General features: G+C 75.5%; 23 protein-coding genes. 11 read left to right on the forward strand and 12 right to left on the reverse strand.

Annotation, left to right across the window (positions count from 1 at the left end):
* The first annotated feature begins 147 nt into the window (after window positions 1-147).
* Window positions 148-1,101: a sensor histidine kinase gene (locus FN207_RS04650; RefSeq protein WP_185938155.1), complete on the forward strand. Its 954-nt coding sequence runs from the start codon at window positions 148-150 to the stop codon at window positions 1,099-1,101.
* Between the two features lie 32 nt (window positions 1,102-1,133).
* Entirely contained in the window at window positions 1,134-1,637 is a 504-nt protein-coding gene (locus FN207_RS04655) for a MarR family winged helix-turn-helix transcriptional regulator (RefSeq protein WP_110909298.1), read from the forward strand.
* A gap of 10 nt (window positions 1,638-1,647) precedes the next feature.
* Here FN207_RS04655 and FN207_RS04660 read toward each other — a convergent pair whose 3' ends face one another.
* A complete protein-coding gene (locus tag FN207_RS04660; RefSeq protein ID WP_142457103.1) occupies window positions 1,648-2,661 on the reverse strand; it encodes an ATP-dependent DNA ligase in 1,014 nt (337 codons plus the stop codon).
* A 237-nt stretch (window positions 2,662-2,898) separates the two neighbouring features.
* On the opposite strand from FN207_RS04660, the gene FN207_RS04665 reads away from it, so the two are divergent.
* Complete coding sequence (locus tag FN207_RS04665; protein WP_221888025.1) at window positions 2,899-3,492, forward strand: NADPH-dependent FMN reductase; 594 nt, start codon at window positions 2,899-2,901, stop codon at window positions 3,490-3,492.
* 18 nt (window positions 3,493-3,510) lie between these two features.
* Here FN207_RS04665 and FN207_RS04670 read toward each other — a convergent pair whose 3' ends face one another.
* A complete protein-coding gene (locus FN207_RS04670; RefSeq protein ID WP_142457104.1) occupies window positions 3,511-4,038 on the reverse strand; it encodes an NUDIX domain-containing protein in 528 nt (175 codons plus the stop codon).
* A 48-nt stretch (window positions 4,039-4,086) separates the two neighbouring features.
* Here FN207_RS04670 and FN207_RS04675 point away from each other — a divergent pair, with 48 nt between their 5' ends.
* Complete coding sequence (locus FN207_RS04675) at window positions 4,087-4,581, forward strand: DnaJ family domain-containing protein (RefSeq protein WP_142457105.1); 495 nt, start codon at window positions 4,087-4,089, stop codon at window positions 4,579-4,581.
* Window positions 4,582-4,585: 4 nt separating this feature from the next.
* On the opposite strand, the gene FN207_RS04680 is transcribed toward FN207_RS04675, so the two are convergent.
* Entirely contained in the window at window positions 4,586-4,954 is a 369-nt protein-coding gene (locus FN207_RS04680) for a nuclear transport factor 2 family protein (protein ID WP_142457106.1), read from the reverse strand.
* 23 nt (window positions 4,955-4,977) lie between these two features.
* Window positions 4,978-5,391, reverse strand: a complete 414-nt coding sequence (locus FN207_RS04685) for a hypothetical protein (protein ID WP_142457107.1) — start codon at window positions 5,389-5,391, stop codon at window positions 4,978-4,980.
* Window positions 5,392-5,478: 87 nt separating this feature from the next.
* Here FN207_RS04685 and FN207_RS04690 point away from each other — a divergent pair, with 87 nt between their 5' ends.
* Together FN207_RS04690 and FN207_RS26150 are read left to right on the forward strand one after the other, a co-directional pair.
* Complete coding sequence (locus tag FN207_RS04690; protein WP_142457108.1) at window positions 5,479-6,288, forward strand: helix-turn-helix domain-containing protein; 810 nt, start codon at window positions 5,479-5,481, stop codon at window positions 6,286-6,288.
* 38 nt (window positions 6,289-6,326) lie between these two features.
* Window positions 6,327-6,494 carry a hypothetical protein gene (locus FN207_RS26150; protein ID WP_185938158.1) on the forward strand — a complete coding sequence of 56 codons (168 nt, stop codon included), beginning with the start codon at window positions 6,327-6,329 and terminating at the stop codon, window positions 6,492-6,494.
* Between the two features lie 47 nt (window positions 6,495-6,541).
* On the opposite strand, the gene FN207_RS04695 is transcribed toward FN207_RS26150, so the two are convergent.
* Complete coding sequence (locus FN207_RS04695) at window positions 6,542-8,410, reverse strand: hydantoinase B/oxoprolinase family protein (protein WP_142457109.1); 1,869 nt, start codon at window positions 8,408-8,410, stop codon at window positions 6,542-6,544.
* Window positions 8,407-10,497, reverse strand: a complete 2,091-nt coding sequence (locus FN207_RS04700) for a hydantoinase/oxoprolinase family protein (protein ID WP_142457110.1) — start codon at window positions 10,495-10,497, stop codon at window positions 8,407-8,409. The genes FN207_RS04695 and FN207_RS04700 overlap by 4 nt, the downstream gene beginning before the upstream one ends.
* A gap of 101 nt (window positions 10,498-10,598) precedes the next feature.
* Here FN207_RS04700 and FN207_RS04705 point away from each other — a divergent pair, with 101 nt between their 5' ends.
* The 3 genes from FN207_RS04705 (at window position 10,599) to FN207_RS04715 (ending at window position 13,925) form a co-directional block, all read left to right on the forward strand.
* Window positions 10,599-11,813 carry a hypothetical protein gene (locus FN207_RS04705; protein ID WP_142457111.1) on the forward strand — a complete coding sequence of 405 codons (1,215 nt, stop codon included), beginning with the start codon at window positions 10,599-10,601 and terminating at the stop codon, window positions 11,811-11,813.
* Window positions 11,814-11,921: 108 nt separating this feature from the next.
* The gene (locus tag FN207_RS04710) at window positions 11,922-13,055 is read left to right on the forward strand and encodes a serine hydrolase domain-containing protein (RefSeq protein ID WP_142457112.1); all 1,134 of its coding nucleotides are present in this window, start codon (window positions 11,922-11,924) and stop codon (window positions 13,053-13,055) included.
* Window positions 13,056-13,925 carry a GGDEF domain-containing protein gene (locus FN207_RS04715; protein WP_142457113.1) on the forward strand — a complete coding sequence of 290 codons (870 nt, stop codon included), beginning with the start codon at window positions 13,056-13,058 and terminating at the stop codon, window positions 13,923-13,925. It begins immediately after the preceding gene.
* Here FN207_RS04715 and FN207_RS04720 read toward each other — a convergent pair.
* Window positions 13,922-14,356 carry a DUF1707 SHOCT-like domain-containing protein gene (locus FN207_RS04720; RefSeq protein WP_221888026.1) on the reverse strand — a complete coding sequence of 145 codons (435 nt, stop codon included), beginning with the start codon at window positions 14,354-14,356 and terminating at the stop codon, window positions 13,922-13,924. The two genes, FN207_RS04715 and FN207_RS04720, sit on opposite strands and share 4 nt — an antisense overlap.
* 56 nt (window positions 14,357-14,412) lie before the next feature.
* Entirely contained in the window at window positions 14,413-14,829 is a 417-nt protein-coding gene (locus tag FN207_RS04725; protein WP_246065760.1) for a MarR family winged helix-turn-helix transcriptional regulator, read from the reverse strand.
* Between the two features lie 65 nt (window positions 14,830-14,894).
* Here FN207_RS04725 and FN207_RS04730 point away from each other — a divergent pair, with 65 nt between their 5' ends.
* Window positions 14,895-16,742, forward strand: coding sequence for an ABC transporter ATP-binding protein (locus FN207_RS04730; protein WP_281282126.1), 1,848 nt, complete (start codon window positions 14,895-14,897; stop codon window positions 16,740-16,742).
* A gap of 40 nt (window positions 16,743-16,782) precedes the next feature.
* On the opposite strand, the gene FN207_RS04735 is transcribed toward FN207_RS04730, so the two are convergent.
* The 3 genes from FN207_RS04735 to FN207_RS04745 are packed head-to-tail and all read right to left on the reverse strand — an operon-like array spanning window position 16,783 to window position 19,714.
* A complete protein-coding gene (locus FN207_RS04735) occupies window positions 16,783-17,889 on the reverse strand; it encodes a winged helix DNA-binding domain-containing protein (protein ID WP_142457115.1) in 1,107 nt (368 codons plus the stop codon).
* A 52-nt stretch (window positions 17,890-17,941) separates the two neighbouring features.
* Window positions 17,942-18,772, reverse strand: coding sequence for an SDR family oxidoreductase (locus FN207_RS04740; RefSeq protein ID WP_142457116.1), 831 nt, complete (start codon window positions 18,770-18,772; stop codon window positions 17,942-17,944).
* 45 nt (window positions 18,773-18,817) lie between these two features.
* Window positions 18,818-19,714 carry a diguanylate cyclase domain-containing protein gene (locus FN207_RS04745; protein ID WP_246065761.1) on the reverse strand — a complete coding sequence of 299 codons (897 nt, stop codon included), beginning with the start codon at window positions 19,712-19,714 and terminating at the stop codon, window positions 18,818-18,820.
* A 203-nt stretch (window positions 19,715-19,917) separates the two neighbouring features.
* Between FN207_RS04745 and FN207_RS04750 the strand changes: the two genes are divergently transcribed.
* Window positions 19,918-20,472, forward strand: coding sequence for a GNAT family N-acetyltransferase (locus FN207_RS04750; RefSeq protein WP_142457117.1), 555 nt, complete (start codon window positions 19,918-19,920; stop codon window positions 20,470-20,472).
* 3 nt (window positions 20,473-20,475) lie between these two features.
* Here FN207_RS04750 and FN207_RS04755 read toward each other — a convergent pair whose 3' ends face one another.
* Window positions 20,476-21,714, reverse strand: a complete 1,239-nt coding sequence (locus tag FN207_RS04755; protein WP_142457118.1) for a sensor domain-containing phosphodiesterase — start codon at window positions 21,712-21,714, stop codon at window positions 20,476-20,478.
* Window positions 21,715-21,778: the final 64 nt, after the last annotated feature.

A 21,778-nucleotide genomic window follows, 5' to 3' on the forward strand; every position in this document is an offset into this window, starting at 1 on the left:
GTTCCACAATCGGGGCCGACGGGCCGGAGAAGTCCTGGTCCGCAGGCGGTCGAGGGGTCAGTGGATCCGGTGGTCGAGGCCTCCGCCAGACAGGCGGAGCAGGGGAGCGGAACGCTCGCGCGGAGTTCCCGCGCGTCGTCGGCCTTCGTGCACGGTGCCGCACTCGTCCACTCCCCCGGCGAGGCGGTCGGGATCGCCGCCGCCTACCTCGACGAGGGCCTGCGGGCCGGGGACCTGTCGGTCCTGGCCTGCGCACCGGAGACCGTCGAGGCCGTCCGCGGGGTGCTCGGCCTGCGGGCGCGCGAGGTCGAGGACGACGCCCGCATCTGCCTGGTCGGCGCCCGCGCGCCCGACGCGATGGCCGTGATCCGGGAACGGGTCGAGGTGGCCGTCACCAGGGGATCGGGCCGGCTGCGGATCCTCGCCGAGCCGCTGTTCGGGTCCGACCCGCGGCGCTGGCGGGAGATCCGGCGCTACGAGGCCGCGGCGAACGCCCTGGTGGACGGCGCGCCGGTGTCCTGCCTGTGCGTCTACGACCGGGAGCGGCTGCCGGCCGAGGTCCTCGACACCGCGCGGCACACCCATCCGGAGTTGTGGATGGGCGGTGTGCGGGTGGGCAGCCCCGGGTACCGCGAGCCGCTGGGCGTCCTGCGCGACCTCGGCACCGTCCGGGAGCCGGTCGAGGACGGCCAGCCGGTGTTCGCCGTCGACGCCGCGCCCGCGCTGGCCGGGCTGCGCGGCGGACTACGACGGGCCCTCGAGGCGGTCGTCCCCGACGCCGACCAGCGCGCCGACCTCCACCTGGGCGTGAGCGAGGTGGCGGCCAACGCCTTCCGGCACGGCCGGCGGCCGATCTCGGCGCGGCTGTGGGCCGACGGCTCGACGGTCGTCTGCACGGTCTCCGACTCCGGCACGACCTTCGGCGACCCCCTCGCGGGCTTCCTGCCGGCGCACGGCGACGACCTCTCCGCCGGCGGCATGGGCCTGTGGCTGGCCCGCAAGCTCTGGGACGACGTCGACCTGGTGACCGCCCCCTCCGGGCTGACCGTGCGGCTGGTCGCCGGCCTGCTGCGTCCGGGCGAGGCGCGCGGCGCGGCTTGACGCTCGCGTTCTCTCACTGCTGAGGTACCGGCGTGGAGGACGCCGTCGACCTCATCCTCGAGCAGTGGTCCCGGGAGCGGCCGGACCTCGACTGCTCGCCCATGGGGGTCATCGGCCGGATCACCCAGCTGCAGCGGGAGGTCCACCTGGCCCAGCGCGCCACGTTCGCGCGGCACGGCCTGGACGCGCCGTCCTTCGACGTCCTCGCCGCCCTCCGCCGGGCCGGGCAGCCCTACCAGCTCACGCCCACGGAGCTCATGCGGACGGCGCTGGTCACCTCCGGCGCGATCACCCAGCGGCTGGACCGGCTGGAGGAGAAGGGGCTGATCACCCGCACGCGCAGCGAGGCCGACGGGCGGGCCGTCGTCGTCACCCTGACCGTGGCCGGCCGGGAGGCCCTGGACGCGGCACTGCCCGACCACCTGGAGACCGAGCGCGGCCTGCTGGCCGGGCTGTCGGAGGACGAGCTGGCCCAGCTGGCCTGCCTGCTGCGCCGGTTCCTGGTGACGCTCGGCCGCGTGCCACAGCGCCCGTGAGACCGCAGCGCTAGTCGGCCGGCGGGACGTCGCCGGGCACGAGGTCGGGGCGGACCCGGACGAAGCGCAGCGGGTGCCGGAACACCCCGGCGGTCAGGGCGGCGTCCGCGCTGACCTCGACGACGGCGACCGGCTCCACCCGGGTGAGCGCCACCGACAGCCGCCCGCCGCCGAAGCGGCCGGTGCCGATCCGCTCGGGCCACGGGTGGTCGGGACCGGCGGGGGTCAGGACGGCGGCCAGCTCGGCCGACTGGGCGGGGGAGAGCGGGCTGGTGCGCCCGACGACGACCAGCTCGCCGTCGCGGTAGCGGCCGGCCACCAGCTGGCTCGGGTGCTCCAGCGGCCCGATGACGCCGCCGGCCAGGACCTCCGTCGTCTCCCAGGACTTGACCTTCAGCCACTCGCGGCGGCCGCCGGCGTAGCGGGTGGCCGCGCCCTTGGCCACCAGCCCCTCGATGCCCAGGGGACGGAGGTCCTCGGCCCAGCCGCGCGCCTCGTCCGGATCGGCGGTGACGGGGGACAGCTGCATCGGGGGCGCCCACCGCTCGGCGAGGTCCTCCAGCGCCGACCGGCGGGTGCGGAACGGCCTTCGGCGCTGGTCGGCACCGCCGGCGGCGAGCAGGTCGAACGCGACGTAGGACGCGGGGTGCGCGGCGGCGAGGGCGGCCATCCGGGAGGGCGCGGTGACCATGCGTCGCTGCAGCAGCCCGAAGTCGAGCCGCTCGCCGTTCCAGACGACGACCTCGCCGTCGAGGACCGTGCCGGCGGGGACCTGGGCGAGCGCGGCCGCGGCGACGTCGGGGAAGCGGTCGGTCAGGTCGCGGCCCTGCTTGGACCACAGCCGGGTGCCGCCGCGGCCGCGGACGACGACCAGCCGGTAGCCGTCCCACTTGGGCTCGTAGCGGCAGCCGCCGGGCAGCGCGGACGCCGTCGGCAGGTCGCGCACCGGCTTGGCCAGCTGCACCGCCACCGGACCGGCGAGGTCCGGCGGCAGGTCCGGCAGGCCGGGGACGCTGAGCGGCACCGGGACAGCGTCGGGGCTGCGCGGGCCGTGCGCAGGCTCCTGAGCAGGCGGATCACCCGTTCAGGGCAGGTCGCCACGCTGCGCGACGCCTCCGGCCGGCGGCACGAGCGGGGTCCGGCTGTCCAGGCACGATCGGGTCACGGCGCTGCGGCGGGGATCACCGACGGTGCGGGAAGCGGTTGTCCGCCCCAACAGTTGAGCAGTCAACGAGTCGTCCCGTCGTCCTCGGAGGTCCCGGTGTCCCGTCCCGTCCTGCAGGTGGTCGCCGCCAGCACCCGTCCCGGCCGCCGCGGCCTCGCCGTCGCCCGCTGGGTGCAGCGCCTGGCCGAGGAGCACGCCGGCTTCGACGTCGAGCTGGTCGACCTCGCCGAGGTGGGCCTGCCGGTGTTCGGCGAGCCCAACCACCCGCGGCTGCAGCAGTACACCCACCAGCACACGAGGAACTGGAGCGCGACGGTCTCCCGCGCCGACGCGTTCGTCCTCGTCACCCCCGAGTACAACCACTCCTTCCCGGCGTCGCTGAAGAACGCGCTGGACTACCTCTCGGTCGAGTGGGCGGACAAGGCGGCCGGGCTGGTCACCTACGGCGGCGTCTCCGCCGGCCTGCGCGCGTCGTCGGCGGTCAAGCCGGTGCTCGGCGCGCTGCGGGTGCACGTCGTCCCCGAGGCGGTGTCGGTGCCGTTCTTCGCCCAGTTCCTCGACGAGGACGACGAGTTCGTGCCCAAACGCCGAGCTCGAGGCCGGAGGCAAGGCGATGCTCGACGAGCTCGCCCGCGTCACCACCGCCCTGCGCACCCTCCGCGCGGCATAGGGCTCGGGCGGCAGAAGTAGCCATTTCTGCCGCTCGGGTCAGTCCCGGGAGAGCAGGAGCAGGGCGTAGGCGGCCAGCGAGGGGCCGTCGGTGAGGCGGCCGTCGCGGATCATCGCCCGCAGCTCGGCCTCGGTCACGAAGGCCGCCACCATGTCGGCTTCGGTCGCCTCCCGGGCGGTCGGGCCGGGCGTGAGGTCGGTGGCCAGCCAGACGTCGAACTCCTGGGTGGACAGCCCCGGCGCGAGGTCGAGGTGGCCGAGGTGGGTCATCCGCGCGGCCCGCAGGCCGGTCTCCTCGGCGAGCTCGGCGCGGGCCAGCTCCTCGGGCGTGCCGGTACTGCCCGTGGTCCACGTGCCCTGCGGGAACTCCCAGGCGCGGCGGGCCACCGGGTGGCGGAACTGCTCGACCAGCCAGACGCCGTCCCGCTCCACCGCGACGACCAGCGCGAAGTCGGGCTTCTCGACGACGGAGTAGACGCCGGTGGAGCCGTCCTCGCGCTCGACGACGTCCTCGCGCAGCCGGATCCAGGGGTTGCGGTAGACCTCCCGGCTGCCCGTCGTCCGCATGCGGGTGAGCCTCCCAGAGGCGGAGCATGGGACCAGGAGGTGGTGGGGTTGACCCAGCGGAAGCCGCCGGGGGTGTCGTTCGAGACCTGGGTGGAGCGGCAGATCGGCCAGGCTCAGGAGCGCGGCGACTTCAGCCGGCTGCCCGGTGCGGGCAAGCCGCTGCCGGCCTTCGACCCCGACGAGACCGCCTACGACTGGGCGGTGGCCAAGGCGCGCCGCGAGGGCGTGCAGCCGGCGGACATGCTGCCGCCGGGGCTGGCGCTGCGCCGGGAGCGCGACGACCTGCCCGCCCGCGTGGCCGCGCTGCCGTCGGAGGCCGCCGTCCGCGCCGTCGCCGAGGACTACAACGCCCGGGTGGAGGCCTTCTGGCGCCGGCCGCAGCCGAGCCGGTGGTCGCCGGTGCCCGGTCTGGCCGACGTCGAGGCGCTGGTCGAGGGCTGGCGCCGCGACCGACCGCCGCCCCCGCCGCCCGCCGCCGAGGAGGCCGTCCCGGACACGCCACCGCGCCGCCGCTGGTGGCAGCGGCGGCGCGGCGGCTCCTGACGACTCAGGCGCTGGCGGGCACCCGGTCGAGGAAGCCGAGCACGGTGCGGATGCGGCCGTCGGCGTCGGTCACCGCGACGTCGGAGCCGACGACTGGCGCCTCCTCGCCCTCGGGTCCGAGGTGCCACGTGAAACGCAGCTGGTCGTGGTGGGCGTCGGCCGGGCCGGCCAGCCGGAACACGAAGCCCGGGAACATCCCGTGGACGGCGGCGATGGTGGCGTCGAGCGCAGCCCGGCCCGCGACGTCGGCCATCGGGTCGGTGTAGGTGACGTCCTCGGCGAACACCTCCTCGACCAGCGCCCGCCGCGCGGCGGGGTCGGTCGCGTTCCAGGCGGCGATGTAGCGCTCGGCGAGGTCGGGGGTGGCGGTCATGGCGGTTCTCCTTCTCGATGGGTTCAGCGGGTGCGGAGGGCGGTGAGCTGGAGGGCGGCGAAGCCCGCGACGACGGCGGCCTGGAGCAGCACCCAGACCGCGCCGGTGGTGGTGAGGTCGAAGCGGTCGGTCGCGACGGCGGCGACGCTGGCGGCGGCCCACAGCAGGTTGGCGCCGACGACGACCTCGGTGGCGCCGGCCGAGACCACGGGGCGGGCCGCCACCAGGGCGACGCCGGCCGTGTAGGCCAGCAGGAAGGCGCCCAGGCCGCGCAGCGCGCCGGACGGGACGCCGAGCAGGTCGCTGAGCAGCGGGGCGGACGCCAGGTAGGCCGCGCCGTTGACGCCGGTGACGACGGCGTCCAGACGCAGGACGGTGCGCAGCGGGTCGGCGCCGAGCCGGGCGAGGGGACGGGGGCGGGTGGCTGTCGATGTCATGCCGCAGACCGTGCCGCCGCGAGGGAGGCGGGTCGATTACCTCGCAGGTAGGCGACGCCGGACGCCGTCGTCACTAGCGTCGCCGCCGTGACCACCCTGACGCGCCCGCCGGTCGGGGAGCTGCTGCGCGGCTGGCGGCAGCGCCGCCGGCTCTCCCAGCTCGACCTCGCCAACGACGCCGAGGTGTCGGCGCGGCACCTGAGCTTCCTCGAGACCGGCCGCGCGCGGCCCAGCCGGGACATGCTGCTGCGGCTGGCCGAGCGGCTCGAGGTGCCGCTGCGCGAGCGCAACGAGCTGCTGCTGGCCGCCGGCTTCGCGCCCGCCTACGGCCGCCGCGCCCTCGACTCACCCGACATGGCCGCCGTCACCCGCGCCCTGGACCTGGTGCTCAGCGCCCACGAGCCGTACCCGGCCGTCGTCGTGGACCGGTCGTGGGAGCTGGTGACGGCGAACGCCAGCGTGGCGCTGTTCCTCGACGGCGTCGCTCCGCACCTGCTGGAGCCGCCGGCCAACGTGCTGCGGCTGAGCCTGCACCCCGACGGGCTCGCGCCGCGGATCGGCAACCTGCCGCAGTGGCGGGCGCACCTGCTGCACCGGCTCGGCCGCGAGGCGCACCTGACCGGCGACCCCGGGCTGGCCGCGCTGCACCGGGAGCTCACCGCGCTGCCCGGCGGCACCGACCGCTCGACGCCCGACGGCATCGCCGTCCCGCTGCGGCTGCGCACCGACGACGGGGTGCTGTCCTTCCTGAGCACGGTGACCACCTTCGGCACCGCCGTCGACCTCACCGCCGCGGAGCTGTCCGTGGAGGCGTTCCTCCCCGCCGACGAGCACACCGCCGAGGTGCTCCGCGCCGTACGTTCACCGGTGGCGAACCCGCGGCTGCCCGACCGGTGACCGGGTAGGACAGCCGCACCCGATCTCGAGGAGGACCCATGTCCGAGGTTCCCGGCACGGACCGCGACCAGGCCCGGGAGAACGTCCTGCGCGAGACGCCGTTCCTCCCCGAGGGGGTGGAGGAGGACGACTCCACCGAGGGGGACGAGGGCGAGACCGGCGAGGAGGCCAAGCCCCGCCCGCACAGCACCGACCTCGGCACCTGACGCACGCTCGTGCTCTGCCCCCGATCGGGGGCAGAGCACGACTGCGCTCAGAGGACGTCGAACTCGTTGGACGTCGCGCCGCCGGACAGCAGCGCGTAGCCCGGGCCGCGGTCGAAGAACGGCTCGTCACCGGTGCGGGCGGCGCGCAGCTCCTCCCGCAGGGCGGTGGTCGCCTCGAGGTCGGCCGTGCCGTCGTCGAGCACCACGACGCCGTAGTCCGCCCGCGCGCCGGCCACCGACACCTTGCGCCACGCGACGTCGCGCAGGACCTCCTCCACCGGCCGCTCGAGCGGGTCGCCCCACCCGCCGCCGCCGGTGGTGCGGATGCGGACCACCGTGCCGGCCGGCAGCGGCTCGGCGTCGGCCAGCGCGTCGACGTCGCGCTCGTCGGGGCCGCCCGGGTCCACGGTCACCTGGAACGGCCGCCCGGCGCGGCCGCCGTTGACGCCCCAGCAGGACAGGATCGAGCGGTCGGCGATCGACATGAAGTGCGCGTCGCGCAGCACCCGGATGTGCTTCTCGTAGCCGCAGCCGCCGCGGTAGCGCCCGGGGCCGCCGGAGTCGAGCGCCAGGCCGAGGCGCTCAACCCGCAGCGGGAACCGCGACTCGGTGAACTCCGTCGGCAGGTTCCGCGAGTCCGGGACGACGTGGATGGTGTCCTCGCCGTCGGCGTACCAGCGCCCGCCCGAGCCGCCGCCGAGCACCTCGCGCATGAGGTACGGCTGGCCGTCGAGGTCGGTGCCGTAGACGCCGGTGTAGCGGATCGTCTCCTGGTCGGCCGGCATCCGGCCGCCGGTGGCCTTGGCCAGCACGCCGGCGAGCACGCCGAGCAGCCGCAGGATGACGAAGGTGCGCGCGTTGGTCGGCGCCGGGAAGACCGGCGTGAGCAGCGTGCCCTTCTCCGGGAAGCGCATCTCGATCAGCGGCACGACGCCCTCGTTGACGTCGAGCTCGGCCATCCGCTCCGGTGTCTCGGCGAGGTTGCGCAGGATCGGCGCGAGCCACTTCTTGAGGAAGTTGCCGTCGGCGTAGTCGCCGCAGTGGTTGATCGGGCCCTTGGCCTGCGGGCCGGTGCCGGTGAAGTCGATGACCAGCGGCGTCTCGCGGGTGGAGTCCATGGTCAGCGTGATCCGCTGGCGGTGCAGCTTCGGCGCCTCGACGCCGTCGTGCTCGGCGTAGTCCTCCCAGACGTAGGTCCCGTCGGGGATCTGCGACAGGATCTCCCGCCGGTAGACCTCGGTGGAGTTGGCCAGGATCGCGTCGAAGCAGGCCTCGACGGCGGCCACCCCGTACCGGTCGAACAGCTCGCCGAGGCGGCGTGCGCCGGCCAGGCACGCGGAGCACTCGGCGTCGAGGTCGGCGGCCAGCGAGTCGGGCATCCGCGAGTTGCGGGTCATGATCGCCAGCGCGGCCTGGTTGGGCACGCCCCGGTCCCACAGCTTGATCGGGGGGACCATCAGGCCCTCCTCGTACACGCTGGTGGCCGCGCTCGGCATGGACCCGGGGACGGCGCCGCCGATGTCGTCGTGGTGGCCGAAGGCCTGGACGAACGCGACGACGCGCTCCCCGCCGTCGACGTGCGCGAAGACCGGCACGGTCACGCACAGGTCGGGCAGGTGCCCGATCCCGCCCTCGGACAGGTAGACGTCGTTGTGGAAGAAGACGTCGCCCGGGTGCATGGTCTCGATCGGGTGGTCGCGGACCACCGGGTGCACCAGCGCCGAGTACGAGCGGCCGGTGAGCTTGCGCAGCTGCCGGTCGTGGATGCCGGCGCGGAAGTCGTGCGCGTCGCGGATCATGGGCGAGCGCGAGGTGCGCCCGATGGAGGTCTCGACCTCCTTCTCGATGGCGGCCAGCGTGCCGGCGACGATCTCCACGAGCACCGGGTCGGCGGCGACCCCGTCGGTCAGGCTCATCGCGCGGACTCCCTCTCGAGCAGCAGGTTGCCGAACCGGTCGACGGTGGCCGTGAAGCCGGGGTGCACCGGCACGGTCGAGCCGAACTCCTCGACCACCGCGGGGCCCGCGACGACGTCGCCCGGGGCCAGCCGGGTGCGGTCGTAGGTCGGGGTGTCGGCCCACTCCTCGGCCCCGTCGTCGCCGAAGAGCACCGGCCGCGAGCCGGTGACGGCCCGCTCCGCGCCGCCGTCGCCCGGCGGGAGCTCCACCAGGTCGGGGCGGCGGATCGGGCCGATGCCGCTCACCCGCAGGTTCACCCACTCCACCGCCTGCCGCGGGTCGGCGGCGAAGTCGTAGCCGTACAGCTGGCGGTGCGCGGCGTGGAAGGCCTGCGCCACCCGGTCGGCGGCGTCGGCGTCGAGGTCGCCGTCGGGCACGGGCACGCGCACCTCGAAGGCCTGCCCGACGTAGCGCAGGTCCGCCGTGCGCACCGTCCGCTGCTCGTCGCGGGGGAAGCCCTCGCCGTCCAGCGCCGCCGCGGCGTCGGCCTCCAGGGCGGCGAAGAGGGCGCCGACCCGGTCCAGGTCGAGGTCGGTGTGCCGGCTGATCGCCGTCTGCACGTGGTCGTTGCGGACGTCGACGGTGAGCAGGCCGAACGCGCTGACGTTGCCCGGGTTCGGCGGCACCAGCGTGCGCGGGAGGCCGAGGACGTCCATGAGCCGGCAGGCCAGCAGCGAGCCGGACCCACCGAAGGTGGTGAGCGTGAAGTCGCGGACGTCGAGGCCGCGCGCCACGGTGACCTGGCGCAGCGCGTTGGCCTGGTTCCACGCCGAGATCTCCAGGATCCCCAGCGCGGTGCGCTCCAGCGACAGCCCGAGCCGCTCGCCGAGGGCGGACAGCCCCTTGCGGGCGGCGTCCACCGACAGGGCGATCTCCCCGCCGAGCAGGTGCGGGGGGATCCGGCCGAGGACGACGTGCGCGTCGGTGACCGTGGGCTCGGTGCCGCCGGAGGGGTAGCACATCGGTCCCGGGTCGGCGCCGGCCGAGCGCGGCCCGACCTTGAGCGTCCCCTCGGGGGAGAGCCAGGCGATCGAGCCGCCCCCGGCGCCCACGGTGACGACGTCGATCATCGGGATCTTCGACGGGTACTCGCCGACCGAGCCCTCGGTGGTGAGCGTCGGCTCGCCGTCGACGACGACCGTGACGTCGGTGGAGGTGCCGCCGCCGTCGCAGGTCAGGACCCGGTCGAAGCCCGCCGCCCCGGCGATGAGCGCCGCGCCCAGCGCCCCGGCCGCCGGGCCGGACAGCATCGTGGTGATCGGCTGGTGCACCACCTCGGCCGCCGACAGCACGCCGCCGTTGCTCTTCATCACGTAGAAGGGCACGCCCGGGGCGATCTCGTCGAGGCGGGTGCGGATGTTGGTGACGTAGGCGCCCACCCGCGGCTTGACGGCGGCGTCGACCAGCGTGGTGACCGACCGCTCGTACTCGCGGTACTCGCGCAGCACCTGCGAGCTGATCGACACGACCGCGCCGGGGTGCTCCTCGCGCAGCACCTCGAGCATCGCCCGCTCGTGGGTGTCGTCGGCGTAGGCGTGCAGGAAGCAGACGCCGACGGTCGTGATGCCGGCGTCGTGGAAGAAGCGGGCCGTGGCGACGGCGTCGTCGCGGTCGAAGGGGCGCACCTCGGCGCCGGCGGGGTCGAGCCGGCCGCGGACGGTGCGCACCAGGTCGGCGGGGACGATCCGCGGCGGCTTGACCCAGAAGTAGCTGTTGCCGTAGCCGTCGGGCACCGACTGCCGGGCGATCTCCAGCACCGACTCGTAGCCCTCGGTGGTGATGAAGCCGATCCGGTCGAGCTTCCCCTCGAGCAGCTGGTTGGTGGCCACCGTCGTGCCGTGGCTGACCGCCGTCACCGCGCTGCCGTCGAGGTCCATGAGGTCGAGGACCTTGCGGACGCCGGCCAGGAAGCCCTCGGCGGGGTCGGCCGGGGTGGACGGCGTCTTGGTGGTCGTCGTCCGCCCGGTCTCCTCGTCGACGGCGACGACGTCGGTGAACGTGCCCCCGGTGTCGATCCCGATCCGCACCCGGCGCGCCGCTGCCATGCCCCGATACCTTAGTGCTGAGGAATCCCGGCGGGAAGAGCCGCGCCGGACGCAAGCCGGGCGCAAGCCGCCTGCGAGCCCCGCGGACGACGGTCGGCCCCGTGACCAGCCGCCGAGCCGCCGTCCTGACGACCGCCGCCGTCCTCCTGCTCTCCGCCTGCGGGACCGGCTGGCCCGACGACGCCGGCGGGCCGGTGCCGCCCGGCCCCTACGCCGGGCTCGCCGACCGCGCGCTGTTCCGGGACGTCGTCGACGGGGAGTTCGGGGCCGCGCACGTCACCGGCGACGACGCGGTCGTGTACGTGCTGGGCGACCGCCCGTTCGACGTCGAGCGCGACGACCTGCCCCGCCCGCCCGACGTGCTGCTCGCCCACCCGGTGACGGCCGACGGGCTGGGCGAGCCGGTGGTGTTCACCGAGGGGGAGCACTGGCCGCGGACCACCTCGCCGCTCACCGCCGGCCTGGCGCAGGCCCCCGACGGCGACGCCCTCCTGCTGGCCCAGGTCGCCGACGACAGCGGGGTCGACCGGGGCCTGCCGGAGCTGGTCCTGCTGCGGTTCGACCCCGGGAGCGGGGAGGTGACCCGCGTGCCGCTGGCCTGGGAGTGGCCGTTCGCGGGCGGCGCGCTGCTGACCTGGACCGAGCTGGCGTGCGACGCCGAGGGGACCTGCGTGGCCCGGCTCAGCGAGGGCGACGGCGCGGACGCCGACGTCGTCCTGGACGCCGACACCGGGGAGGTGCTGGCCGAGGACCCACCCGGCGCGGACCTGCCCGGCACGCCCGCACCGGACGGCACCGCGCGCGTGCTGTTCGGCGCCGACACCCGGGAGGCGCCGCCGGGGGACTCGCCCGGTTACGACTGGCGGCTGCCCTGGGCGCAGTACGCCACGGCCGCCGGGGAGCCGGCCGGGCCGCGGGTGCCGCTGGCGGAGGTGAGCGCGGTCGTCGTCGACTCGCACCTGCGTCCCGACGGCACGCTGCTGGTCGCCGTCCAGGAGGAGCACAGCAACACCACGCGGCTGCTCGCGCTCACGCCGGGCGACCCGGCGCCCACCGTGCTCGCCGAGACCGGCGGGGCGCCGCCGCGCGACGCCCTGGTCGTGGACGAGGACGCCGGCCAGGCCCACCTCCTCGGCGCGCAGGACGTCCTGGTCCCGGTCCTGCTGACGGTCGACCTGGCCACCGGGGAGGTCGCGGAGACCGGCCCGTTGTGCCCCGAGGACGCCGCGTTCGACCACCTCCGGCTCACCGCGGCCGGCGCCGTCGCCGTCGGCTCCTGCGAGGGCCGCGCCGAGGGCCTGTGGGTCCTCCGGTGAGCCGCGCGGCCCGGACCAACGAGCCGGAGCCGTGCCGGAACGGGTGACGCGCCCCGTGTGACCGTGATCTCATCGTCTGTGGGGGCGGACCGTACGAGAGGAACCCACGTGGCCGAGGTCGAGGGCAGCTGCGACGAGCGCTTCACCGGTGTCCGGGAGGCGCTGGCCGAGCAGCTGGACAGGGACGAGCTCGGCGCGTCGATCGCGGTCGACGTCGACGGCGAGGTGGTCGTCGACGTCTGGGGCGGCTGGCGGGACGAGGCCCGGACGACGCCGTGGACGCGGGACACGATCGTCAACGTCTGGTCGACGACGAAGACGGTGCTCGGGCTGGCCGCCCTCGTCTGCCACGACCGCGGTCTGCTCGACGTGCACGCCCCCGTCGCCGAGTACTGGCCGGAGTTCGCGGCCAACGGCAAGGAGGGCGTGCTCGTCCGGCACCTGCTCGCGCACACCTCCGGCGTCTCCGGGTGGGAGCAGCCGTTCACGCTCGCCGACATGTACGACTGGGACACCGCGACGGCGCGGCTGGCGGCCCAGGCGCCCTGGTGGGAGCCCGGAACGGCGTCGGGCTACCACGCCAACGACCAGGGGCACCTCGTCGGCGAGGTGGTCCGGCGGGTGAGCGGGAAGCCGTTCCGGCAGTTCGTGGCCGAGGAGCTCGCCGGCCCGGCCGGGGCGGACTTCCAGGTGGGCGCCCGCGAGGAGGACTGGCCGCGCATCGCGCCCGTCGTCCCCCCGCCGCCGCTGCCGATCGACCTCGCCGCCCTCGACCCGGCCAGCCCGATGGTGCGCACGTTCACCGGACCGGTCGCCGACGCCGCCGCCGCGAACACGCCGGCGTGGCGCCGCGCGGACATGGGCGCGCTCAACGGGCACTCCAACGCCCGCGGCGTCCTGCAGGTGATGCGGGCGGTGTCCCTGGGCGGCGTCACCGGCGGCGTCCGGCTGCTGGGGGAGAAGACGATCGACCTGGTCTTCGACCAGCAGTCCGACGGCGTCGACCTGGTGCTCGGCGTGCCCGTCCGGTTCGGCATCGGCTTCGCGCTCGGCTCGGCGGCCCTGCCCTACCTGCCCGACGGGAGGATCTGCTTCTGGGGCGGCTGGGGCGGCTCGCTGGTGCTGATGGACCTCGACCGCCGGGTGACGTTCACCTACACGATGAACCGCATGGCCCCGGGCATCGTCGGCTCCGACCGCAGCGAGGCCTACGTCCGCGCCCTCTACGCCGCGCTGGGCTAGGTGGACGGCCGGCTCGCGCTCGAGTTCCTCGAGGGCACCGACGCCCTCGTCTGCGTCGTGGACGGGGACGGCCGCATCCTGCTGGCCAACCCCGCCCTGCAGCGGTTCACCGGGCGCACGGCCGACCAGCTCCTCGGGCGCTGCTTCGTCGACGTCTACGTCGTCCCGGAGCACCGGGAGCTGGCCGTGGACGCCGTCACCCGCGCGGTCGCGACCGGCCGGGCCCACCCGCAGGAGGGCGACTGGCTGACCGCTGACGGCGGCCGGCGCCTGATCTCGATGCAGAACAACGTGCTCACCGGGCCCGACGGGCGGGCCTACGCCGTCGCCACCGTCGGCATCGACGTCACCGACCAGCGGCAGCGCGAGGCGCAGCTGTCGGAGCGGGCGCGCACCGACCGGCTCACCGGGATCCCCAACCGCGGCACGTTCTTCGAGGAGCTGGCCCGCCACCTCGACGCGGGGGCCGACTGCGTCTGCGGGGTGCTCTTCTGCGACCTCGACGGCTTCAAGGGCGTCAACGACGTGCACGGGCACGCCGTCGGTGACGCCGTGCTGGTCGAGGTGGCCGCCCGGCTGCGCGCGATGGCCGCCCCCGGCCACCTCGTCGCCCGTCTCGGCGGCGACGAGTTCGTCGTCCTGTGCCCCGGCTGCGACGAGCCCGCGCTCACCGCGCTCGCCGCCGCGGCGCGCGCGCGGGTCGGCGCGCCGGTGCCCACCGCGGCCGGGCCGGTGGCGGTCGGCGTGAGCATCGGCAGCGCCGTCGGCCGGCCCGGGGAGTCGCCGGACGAGGTGATCACCCGCGCCGACCGGGCGATGTACGGGGCCAAGACCCGCCGGCACCGCAGGCCCGGGCGCCCGCAGGACTAGCGGGGCCGGCCGATCCCGGTGCCGTACAGGACGGCGAGGACGGCACCGGAGGGCGCCAGCCAGATGAACCACGGGTACACCGGGCCGCCGTTGCCCAGCGAGACCAGCAGCCAGACGACGACGTTCACCGCGACGATCGAGGCCCACACGGTGGTGAGGACCCGCATCGCCGTCCCGCCGCCGGTGTCGGAGAAGACGCGGTGCCGCGGCGCCCGCCGCGGCGGGGGCGGTGCCGCCGGCGGCTCGGGCAGGTCGCGGGTGACGTGGTCGAGCTCGCCGCGGGTCCGCGCGGCCCAGACCGCCTGCACGCGCTCGTCGAACTCGTGCAGGTCGAGCTGGCCGGCGCCCACCGCGCGGTGCAGCCGGTCCTGGACGACCCTCCGCTCGACGTCGGAGACGCGGAGCTCCTCGGTGCGCACCGGCTCGTTCATGCGCAGCATCGTGGCACCGCGGCCCGCCCCGTGGGGTCCGTCGTCCGGTGGACGCGTCAGTCGAGCAGGGCGCGCAGCAGGCGGGCGAGCTCGGCGCGGTCGGCGGCCGGCAGGCGGGCGAACAGGTCACGGGTGTCGGCGCGGCGGGCGGCGTCGACCTCGGCCTGCACCCGCCGTCCCTCCTCCGTCGCCCGCAGCAGCACCGCCCGCCGGTCGGTCGGGTCGGGACTGCGCTCGACCAGGCCGCGCTCCTGCAGCGCGTCGGTCACCTCGGTCGCCGAGCGGGGCGCGATGTGCAGCGCCTCGGCGAGGTCGGACAGCCGCGCGCCCTCGCGGGCGACCACGACCCGCAGCGCGCGGGCCTGGTGCGGCGAGAGCGCCCACGGCGCGAGGACGTCGCCCCACCGCCGGCGCTGGGTGCGGGCGACCCGCATGACCAGCTCGGCGATCTCCGCGCCGTCGTCGTCCGCCACGGGGGAATGGTAGCGGCGATGGTGTGGTTACCGGAACGTGAGGTAGCCTCAGCAACTGTCAGGAGGTGGTCGCCATCGCGGAGATGGACACGAACCGGGGGAGGGGCGGGTCCGGGCGGACCGTCGACCCCGCCGACCGGGCGCAGCTGGAGCGCGCGCCGGTCTCCCTGCGCCGGGTCACGGCGCTGTTCGGCCCCTACCGCTGGCAGGTCGCGACCGTGGTGGCGCTCATCGTCGCCTCCTCGACCGTCGCGCTGGCGACGCCGTTCCTCGTCCGGCTGGTGATCGACGAGGCCCTGCCCCGGCAGGACGTCGAGCTGCTGGTCTGGGCGGTCGCCGGGATGGTCGCCGTCACCGGGGTGACCGCCGTCCTCGGCGTGCTGCAGACCTGGCTGTCCACGACGGTCGGCCAGCGCGTCATGCACGGCCTGCGGACGGCGGTGTTCACGCACCTGCAGCGGCAGTCGGTCGGCTTCTTCACCCGCACCCGCGGGGGAGAGGTGCAGTCGCGGCTCACCCACGACATCGGCGGCATGCAGTCGGTGGTGACCTCGACGGCGACGTCGCTGGCGTCCAACGCCACCACCGTCGTCGGCACCGTGGTGGCGATGGTGGCGCTGTCCTGGCGGCTGTCGCTGCTCTCGCTGGTCGTGCTGCCGCCGGCGATCGCGCTGACCCGCCGGGTCGCCCGGATGCGCCGCGCGGTCACCGCGCAGCGGCAGCGGCACCTCGCCGACCTGCACGGACAGGTCGAGGAGGGGCTCAGTGTCAGCGGCGTGCTGCTCGGCAAGACCCTGGGCGCGGGCCCGGCGGCGTCCCGGCGGTTCGCCGCGACCTCGCAGGACCTCGTGGGCCTGGAGGTCCGCTCGCAGCTGGCCGGGCGCTGGCGGATGGCCTCGATGAGCGTCGTCTTCGCCGGCATCCCCGCGCTGATCTACCTGTTCGCCGGGCTGCCGGCGACCTCCGGCGGCATGACGATCGGCACGCTGGTCGCCTTCACCACGCTGCAGGGCACGCTGTTCCGCCCGCTCATGGGCCTGCTCGACGTCGGCGTCTCGGTGACCAGTTCGATGGCGCTGTTCAGCCGCGTCTTCGAGTACCTCGACCTGCCGGTGGAGATCGACGACCCGGCGTCCCCGGTGGAGCTCGACCCGGCCGCGGTGCGCGGCGAGGTCCGCTGGGAGCACGTCGACTTCGCCTACCCCGACGGCGCCCGCCCCGCGCTGACCGCCGTCGACGTGACGGTCCCCGCCGGGACGACGCTGGCGCTGGTGGGCGAGACCGGGTCGGGCAAGTCGACGATGGCCTCGCTGGTCGCCCGCCTGGCCGACCCCACCGCCGGCCGCGTGACCATCGACGGCGTCGACCTGCGCGACCTGCGGCTGGCCACGCTCGCGCAGGTGGTCGGCGTCGTCTCCCAGGAGACCTACCTGGTGCACGCCACTGTGCGGGAGAACCTGCGGCACGCCCGGCCCGAGGCCACCGACGCCGAGATCGAGGCCGCGGCCCGGCGGGCGCAGGTGCACGAGGTGATCGCAGCGCTGCCCGACGGCTACGACACCGTCGTCGGCGCGCGGGGTCACCGGTTCTCCGGCGGGGAGAAGCAGCGGCTGGCCATCGCCCGCACGTTGCTGCGCGACCCGCGGGTGCTGGTGCTCGACGAGGCGACCAGCGCGCTGGACACCGCCACCGAGCGGGCGGTGCAGGCGGCGCTGGACGAGGCCCGCCGCGGCCGGACGACCATCACCATCGCCCACCGGCTGTCCACCGTGCGGCACGCCGACCGGATCGTCGTCCTCGACGCCGGCCGGGTGGTCGAGTCCGGCACGCACGCCGAGCTGGTGGCCCGCGGTGGCCGCTACGCGGAGCTGGTCGCCGCCGGCGACTCCGCCGAGGACCTGCTCGCCGCCTGACCCCGGGCGGCAGAGATGGCCATTCCTGCCGCCCTGCCGGTCAGGCGACGTCGACGGCCTTGAGGCGGATGCCGCGGAAGGCGGCCAGCCGCTCGGCCTGCTTCCCGATCGCGGCGCGGACGGCGGGGGAGAGGGTCTCCCACGGCTCGACGGTCACCGTCAGTGCCTTCCCGGCCTTCCGCGGCCGCCACACCCCGGCGATCCCCCCGCCGGCCAGCACCGCGCCCGGGCGGCCCAGCGTCGGCCACAGCTCCTTCCGGCGGGCGGGGTCGGCGATCGTCTCGCGGTCGCGGCCCTGCAGGAACAGGTCGAACGGGCCGAGCAGCCGGGTGACCCCGGACGGCACCGCGCCCAGGCGGTCGACGTCGTCGGCCAGCAGCCAGCGCCGCTGCCCGTCGACGGTCACCTCGACGGCGTCCTCGGGCCAGTGCGCCTTCACGTCGGTGACCGGCGCGTCGAGGTACCCGGCCACGTGCTGGTGCGTGGCCGGGCCGAGCAGGTGCAGGTACGCGCGGACGACGTCGAGCCGGCCGGGGACGGTGCCGGCCGGCGCGAGGCCCGGCACCGGCTGCAGCACCGGCGGGGAGGTGCCCGGCTGCAGCTCGAGCCCCGCGCGCAGCGCCGAGAGCCGGAACGGCTGTTCCCACAGGTGGACGGCGTCGCAGGGGACGCAGAACCGGTTGTACGGGCCGGGCTCGCCGTCGACCCTCAGCGCGTCCGACAGCCGCCGCGACATCTCGCCCTTGACCGTCGGCTCGGTCACGATCTCCCGCATCCGCCCGGCGATCGTGTCCAGCGCGGTGAGCACGGGGATGCCGGCGGCCCTCAGCGGCCTCGCGGCGTCGAAGACCCGTTTGGCGGCGTCGGCCTCGGAGAACGGCGCGGTGGCGGTGGCGACGGCGGGCAGGTCGGCGCGTCGGTAGAGGTGCGGGGCGCCGCGGAGGGTCCAGGCGAGCGCCAGCTCCCCGGCGTCCAGCGCCCCGACGTCCACCCCGCGGACGGCCAGCGCCCACAGCGCGCCGTCGGGGCCGGTGTCCTGCACCCCGAGGTCGAGGACGGCGGTGTCGGCCACGGTGCCGGACCCCCGGTCCAGCTGTTGGGCGGTGACCCGGGCGGCGAGGACGTCGCGGGCGGACGCGGTGGGCACGTCGGCACCCTAGGGCCGGCCGGGGACACGCGCGGCGCCCCCGGCCGGGGCGTCAGTCGCGCCGGCCGTGCGCGGCCACCGAGAAGGACTCCCACTCCCGCCAGGTGGCCAGCCGGGACTCGTAGTCGGCGGTGGCGATCGCCAGCGGGCCGTCGCCCAGGAAGACCCGCAGCGGCGGCTCCTCGGCGTCGACGAGCTGCAGCAGCGCGCCGCGGGTCGCCGCCGGGTCGCCCGGGGTGGCCTGGCGCCGGGCGCGCAGCTCGGCGGCCTGCACCCGGTACTCGTCGTAGGCCGGGTTCTCCGCCGCGTGCTTGGCCGAGGCGCCGCTCCAGTCGGTGGAGTAGCCGGCCGGCTCGACGATGGTGACCTTGATGCCGAAGCCGGCGACCTCCTGGGCGAGGGCCTGGCTGAAGCCCTCCAGCGCCCACTTGGAGGCGTTGTAGATCCCGATGTTCGGGAAGGCGCTGATGCCGCCGATCGAGGAGATCTGCAGGACGTGGCCCGAGCCCTGCGCCCGCATGACGGGCAGCGCGGCCTGGGTGATCCACAGCGCGCCGAACAGGTTGGTCTCGAACTGCGCGCGGGCCTCGGCCTCGGAGATCTCCTCGATCATGCCGAACTGGCCGTAGCCGGCGTTGTTGACGACGACGTCGAGCCGGCCGAACCGCTCGGCGGCCTGCTGCACGGCGGCGGTGCCGGCGGCGCGGTCGGTGACGTCGAGCCGCAGCGGCAGGACGGCGTCGTCGAAGCGGTGCACGAGGTCGTCGAGGGCGGCGGTGTCGCGGGCGGTGGCGGCGACGGAGTCCCCGCGCTCGAGGGCGGCGATCGCCCACTCGCGGCCGAAGCCGCGGGAGGCGCCGGTGATGAACCAGGTCTTCGGCATGTCCGCGGACAGCGCCCGAGCGGACCGCGGTGTTCCCGAACCGGCTCAGGACGGGGACGGCGCTCCCCGGCGGACCCGGCGGAGGCTCTTCACCCCGTACATGGCCATGTCGGCGCGGTTCACCACGGTGTCGGGGTCCTCGCCGGGTCCGCCGAGGGCCGTGCCGGTGCTCGCGCCGATCCGGACCGCGGCCCCGTCCCCGGCACCGGTGACGTCGAACGGCGCGGCCATGGCCGCCTCGAGCCGCCGGGCCCGCGCGGCCAGGGCGTCGGCGTCGGTCCCGCGTGCGACGAGCACGAACTCGTCCCCGCCCAGGCGCGCCACGACGTCGTCGGGACCGGCCAGCTCCCGCAGCCGGGCGGCGACGGCCACCAGCAGCCGGTCGCCGGCGGCGTGCCCGTACCGGTCGTTGACCTCCTTGAACCCGTCGAGGTCGCAGAACAGCAGCCCGCAGCCGTCGCCGGTCTCCACGTGCAGGCGGGCGGCGAGGACGGCGAACAGGGCGCTGCGGTTGGCCAGGCCGGTGAGCGGGTCGGTGACCGCCTGCCGGCGCACCTGCGCCTCCCGCTCGCGGTGTGCGGTGACGTCGATGCCGATGAAGGAGACGGCGTAGGGCCGGCCGTCGTCGTGGGTGAGGACGCTGGTCTGCAGCTCGATCCGCCGCCGGTCGCCGTCGCCGGTGGTCCAGTCGACCTCCCCGGGGATCGCCGGGCGGCCGGACAGGACCATCGCCAGAGCGGCGCGGGCGAGCTCGACCTCCTCGGGGATGGTCACGACCTCCCAGAACGGCGCGCCGACCAGCTCCTCGCGGCTGCGGCCGGTGAAGCGCTGCAGCGCGGGGTTGGCCAGCAGGACCCGCCCGCCGCCGTCGCACACGAGGACGAGCGCGGCCGTGGCCTCGACCGTGGCTCGGGCCAGGCCGTCGAGCGCGGGGGACGTCACCGACACGGTGGCCCGGCGCTGGGGGAGCCCGGACGGGGGTGTCCGTCGTGGTGCGTGCACGGCTGGATCTCCTCGGGAGGACTGCGGTCCCCCTCCTCATCGACACCCGGCGGGCTCGACCCGAGGGCCTGTACCCCCGAACGGGTGGTTCTCGGTGGCAGAGATGGCCATTTCTGCCGCTCCGGGAGGGCTAGCGTGGCCGCGTGCTCGACGGGCCGGTCACCTTCCGACCGCTGACCCGCGCGGACCTGCCGCTGCTGGGGCGCTGGCTCACCGAGCCGCTGGTGGCGCGGTGGTGGGCGCACGAGACCACGCCGGAGGCGGTGGAGGCCGACTTCGGCCCGTGCATCGACGGCACCGACCCCGCCGAGGCGCTGCTGGCGCTCACCGGCGGCCGGCCGTTCGGGCTGGTGCAGCGCTACCGGATCGCCGACTTCCCCGAGTACGTCGAGGAGCTCGCGCCGGTGGTCGACGTCCCGCCGCGGGCGCTGTCGATCGACTACCTGATCGGCGAGCCGGACGTGCGCGGCGGCGGCGCGGGGACGGCGATGCTGGCCGCGCTCGTGGCGGCGAGCTGGGCGGCGTACCCGGAGGCCGACGCCGTCCTGGTGCCGGTGGCGGCGGGCAACGTCGCGTCCTGGCGGGCGCTGGAGAAGGCCGGGTTCACGCGGGTCGCCGAGGGCCCGCTGACGCCGGACAACCCCGTCGACCCGCCCGACCACGTCGTCTGCCTGCTCCGGCGGCCGGCCGGGGTGTGAGGGTCAGGCGGGCTGGGGCTGGGGCTGGGGCTGGGGCTGCGGTCGCGGCTGGGGCACCGGGCGCGCCGGCGCCACCGGGGTGAGCGCCTCGGGCGGCCCGGGACGGCCGAAGTACCAGCCCTGGCCGAGGTCGACGCCGAGGTCGCGCAGGCGGGCCGCCTCGTCGGCGGTCTCGATGCCCTCGGCGACGACCTTCACGCCACAGCCGTGCCCGAAGACGACCAGCGCCTCGACGAGCTTGGACAGCACCGGGTCCACGTGCAGGCCGCTGACGATGCTGCGGTCCATCTTGATGACGTCGGGGTCGGTCACCACGATGTGCCGCAGCGAGGAGAAGCCGGCGCCGACGTCGTCGATGGCCAGCCGCATCCCCGCCGCGCGGAAGGGCATCAGCGTGGTGGTGAGCGCGTCGTAGTCCTCGACCGGGTCGTGCTCGGAGAGCTCGAGCAGGATGCGGTCCAGCGGCAGCTCGGTGAGCAGCGCGGAGAAGGCCGGCGTCAGCAGGGTCTGCGGGGAGACGTTCATCGCGACGTACCCGCCGACCCGGTCCAGGTGCGCGGCCGCGCCGCGCAGCGCCAGCAGCTCCACCTCGTGGCCGCGGCCGATGCTGTGCGCCTCCTCGAAGACGACGTCGGGCCCCTTGCCCCACTCGCGCGGGAAGCGGCTGAGCGCCTCGGCGCCCACCCGGACGCCGGTGGCCAGGTCGACGATCGGCTGCAGGAGGACGCTCGGGCCACCGGAGGCGACCAGCGGGTCGAGGCGGCCGTCGATGTCGTCGCGGCGCTGCTGCTCGCGGAGCTCGGGCTCGATGATCACCGAGGCGGCCGAGGCGAGGACCTTCATGAGTGCCTCGTCGCGGCCGGTCAGCTCCTTGTCGGAGGTGAACCCGAAGGCGCAGAAGGTGCCGTAGAGGGTGCCGTCGGAGAGCGTGACCGGCGTCGACACGTAGCTGCGGATGCGCGGGATGCGGGCCGAGGGCAGGGCCATCGCCACGGGGTAGCGCTTGACGTCGTCGATGACCGCGGGGAGCCGGCCGTCGAGGATGGCCTGGCAGAACGAGGTCTCCTGGACCTGCTTGTTCTTCTCCTGCACGAGCAGCGGCACCCGGGTGTCGACCACCTCGAGGGTCTGCGTGGTGCCGTCCATCCGGCTGAGGAACGCCACGCTCATGTGCAGCGACCTCCGCGCCGTCCGCAGCAGCTCGGCGATCTGCTGCTCGGCGTCCGTGCGCTGTCGGGCCATCGGTGCTCCTCGTCCGGAAGGGGGTGCTCCTCCATCGACACCGGTCGTGCACGACTGGAGCGGG

It is taken from the genome of Geodermatophilus aquaeductus, from assembly GCF_900182545.1.
Taxonomy (GTDB): domain Bacteria; phylum Actinomycetota; class Actinomycetes; order Mycobacteriales; family Geodermatophilaceae; genus Geodermatophilus; species Geodermatophilus aquaeductus.